At 73.1% G+C, this 3,012-nt stretch carries 4 protein-coding genes; 1 reads left to right on the forward strand and 3 read right to left on the reverse strand.

The features are described 5' to 3' along the window. Window positions 1-298 precede the first annotated feature (298 nt). From SSNG_RS30610 to SSNG_RS41360, 3 genes are all read right to left on the reverse strand, one after another. Window positions 299-1,051, reverse strand: a complete 753-nt coding sequence (locus SSNG_RS30610; RefSeq protein ID WP_007267819.1) for a hypothetical protein — start codon at window positions 1,049-1,051, stop codon at window positions 299-301. Window positions 1,052-1,239: 188 nt separating this feature from the next. Continuing rightward, window positions 1,240-2,010 carry a DUF4239 domain-containing protein gene (locus SSNG_RS30615; protein ID WP_007267820.1) on the reverse strand — a complete coding sequence of 257 codons (771 nt, stop codon included), beginning with the start codon at window positions 2,008-2,010 and terminating at the stop codon, window positions 1,240-1,242. A gap of 80 nt (window positions 2,011-2,090) precedes the next feature. Then, window positions 2,091-2,387, reverse strand: a complete 297-nt coding sequence (locus SSNG_RS41360; protein WP_129593354.1) for a hypothetical protein — start codon at window positions 2,385-2,387, stop codon at window positions 2,091-2,093. Between the two features lie 336 nt (window positions 2,388-2,723). Between SSNG_RS41360 and SSNG_RS30620 the strand changes: the two genes are divergently transcribed. Beyond that, on the forward strand, window positions 2,724-3,012 hold a 289-nt coding region (locus SSNG_RS30620; protein WP_042804387.1), incomplete at its 3' end, for an SAM-dependent methyltransferase.

Genomic DNA, 3,012 nt, shown 5'->3' on the forward strand with positions numbered 1-3,012 from the left:
CACGCACCGGTTCACGATCCTGCCGGGCAACGGGGCGCAGGGCGGCCTCGGCGGCTCCTTCGGCCCGTCCACCGCCGAGACGGCCATCGGCGCCGGCCTCGTCGGCGCCGCCGCGCTCGGCGCGGGCGCGCACGTGATCCGCCGCCGCCGTCCGGTCGGCTCCCGGGGCTGACGCACCCGCCGGCCGCGGCCACGGTACGCCCCGGGTCCCGGACCCGGGGCGACCGGCCGGTGGCACGGCTGCGGAGCGGTGCGGTGCGGTGCGGTGTGGCGCCGTGCGGGGCCGTGCGGTGCGGTGTCAGTGGCCGCGGGCCGGGCGGCGCCGGCGCACGGCGTACGCGGTACCGCCCGCGGCGGCGGCGAAGAGGGCGGCACCCACCCCGAGTTCCCGGTGGTCCATCCCGGCCACGCTGCCGCCGAGTCCGCCGCGCACGCCGAGCGCGGCCGGGGTGCTGCGCTGGGCCGAGACCGGGGCCGAGGCGCGCGCGGTGGGCGTGATCCGGGCGGCCGGGGCGGTGCGCACGGCGGTGGGAGTGGCCCTGGGGGTGGCCGCGTGGGTGGCCGTGCGGGTGGCCGTGGGGGTGGTGGCTCGCGGCCGGACACCGATGGTGGGCTCCGCGGAAGGGGTGGGGCGGACGCCGGTGGTGGAGCTGGTGCTCGGCGTCGACGTGGCGCCGGCGATGGTGAGGTCGGCGGAGCCGTTCTCGCCGTTGCAGGTGAAGGTGACGGAGTACAGGGCTCCGCGCCGGGCGTCCCGGTCCACCGTGACCCGGACGGTCTGGCCGCGCGGGATGCTCACGGTGTCGAAGACGCCGGAGGAGGCGGTGGCGTAGGCGGCGTCGCAGTCGCTGACCGACAGGATCACCTGGCCGCCGGGGGCGACCGTGGACGGGATGAGGGCGAAGGCGAAGGAGGTCACGGGCGCGGCCTGGGGAGCCGGGGCCGCGGGTGCGGTCCCGGGTGCCATGGCGGAGGGCGCGCAGAACGCGCCGAGCGCGATGAGGGCGCCGGCGCTGAGCAGGGCGGTGGCGGAGCCGCGTATCGCACCCATGGTCGGTCCTCCGGATCCCGAGGCGCACTCGCGCAGCGTTTGCGCAGGTGGGGGTCGTGCACCTCGCTGTCCGCCACGCTAGGCGCCGGTCCGGTGACCCGCGATCAGGAGCGGGCGAATGGGGCACGGACGTAGGCCGAACCGGCGACGGGAGGCCCGCCCCCGGTTTCCCGGGAGCGGGCGCCCGTTCAGCTTTTGAGGTCCAGGTGGGGGAACTGGGCGAGGAACGGCTCCGCGGTGGCGGAGATGCCGCGCCCGAAGGGCGAGTCGAAGTCCCAGATCAGGAAGAGCAGGAAGGCGATCAGCGCGCTGAACAGGCCGGCCAGCAGCATCTCGCGGAAGGAGCGGCGGATCTGCAGGGTGAAGATCAGGCCCACCGTGACCAGGGCCCCGGCGATCAGCCCGAACCACACCACGCCGGGCATGGTGGCCCCGGCGCTCTGGCCGCGCGCGTTGCGGGCGTCGTCCACGATCGCGACCTGGTCGACCAGCGGCTGATAGGCCTGTCCCTCGTGGTCGGTCTGCGGCTCGTAGTCGGTGACGTCGCGGCGGATCTTCTCCAGCAGCTCCCCGCTGCGTTCGGTGACGTCCTCGCCGGCGGCCATCCTCTTCCACTCCGTGTCGACCACGTAGGTCACGTACGCGTCGACGTCGGCGCGGATCCGCCCGCGCACCTCGGCCGGGTAGACCTGGGAGCGGACGCTGATCTCGTGCAGGGCCTGCGCCTCCTGGCGCACGTACTCCTGGGCGGCCCCGCGGCCCTCCCAGACGCCCGCGATGGCCAGGCCCAGGACGATCGCGTAGATCACCCCGATCATCATCGTCATGTACTCGATGACGTCCGGGGTCTCGTTCGGATCGTCGTCCTCGCCGATCCTGCGGTGGTTGAAGAAGGCGATGGACAGCACCACGGCACAGGCCGCGGCCATCGCGAGGGACAGGACGAGCCATTCCGACAAGATGACTCCCAATCGATGAGCGGTGGGTGCGGCCTAGCGCGGGCGCAGCGCGACGATCGCGAGCACGGCGGGGGCGGCGGTCATGAGGGTGAAGGTGACCGGTGAGACGTGGTGCTCCACGGCGGGCAGTCGTGCGCGTGGCCCTTGCCGCGGTGGCCGCAGGTGTGTCCGTTGCCGTGGCCGCCGTGATGTCCGCCACCCCGGCCGGCCCCGTTGCCGCCGCTTCCGGCGTACGCGTACAGCTCGACGACGCTCGTGCCGTCGGCGGAGCCGACCGTCGCGTAGGCGCAGCTATCGGCCACGGCCGGCGTGGCGGACAGCGATGCCCACAGCAGGACCGGGGCCGCCAGCAGGCGTCTGGCTAAGGCTCTGTTCACCCCGGGAGCATGGGCCCGCGCGCGCCCGCGCACGCGAGGCCCGGTACCGGTTCGCCTGATCGGGTGGAGTGTGGAGCGTAGATGTTTGAGCCAGCCCCGGACCGCTTCAGGGTGTTCGCGGTCGAAATCTCAAATGGTATTTGTCGGTTTCTTCTTCGCAGGTGGCGGGGTCCGCACGTGCCTTTGGTGTGTGACCAAGAACGGACCGCCAATTTCCGCTTTTGCTCGCCCTGTTGGGAAATGATCAGTACATTCGGCTCGGACAGCAGTCCGACCACCGTCCCACCCCCGGACGGAACCCGCCCGACCACGGCACGACGAGGCTTGGAGACCCCGATGGAACGCCCCGCCTGGGCCCCGCCAGGCATCGACATATCGGTGCCCAGCGTGTCCCGCATCTACGATTACTACCTGGGCGGCTCCCACAATTTCGAGGTCGACCGCCAGGCCGCCCGCCGCGCCATGGAGTTCATGCCGGGCCTGCCCAAGATCATGCAGGCCAACCGGGCCTTCATGCGCCGCGCCGTCCGGCACGCCGTGGCCGAGGGCGTCACCCAGTTCCTGGACATCGGCTCCGGCATCCCGACCTTCGGCAACGTCCACGAGATCGCCCGGGCGGCCAGCC

Source organism: Streptomyces sp. C (genome assembly GCF_000158895.1).
Classification (GTDB): domain Bacteria; phylum Actinomycetota; class Actinomycetes; order Streptomycetales; family Streptomycetaceae; genus Streptomyces; species Streptomyces racemochromogenes.

What these genes read in the sequence shown, in the direction of transcription:
- SSNG_RS30610 (WP_007267819.1), bottom strand. Translation starts at nt 1,051, where the DNA reads ATGGGTGCGATACGCGGCTCCGCCACCGCCCTGCTCAGCGCCGGCGCC.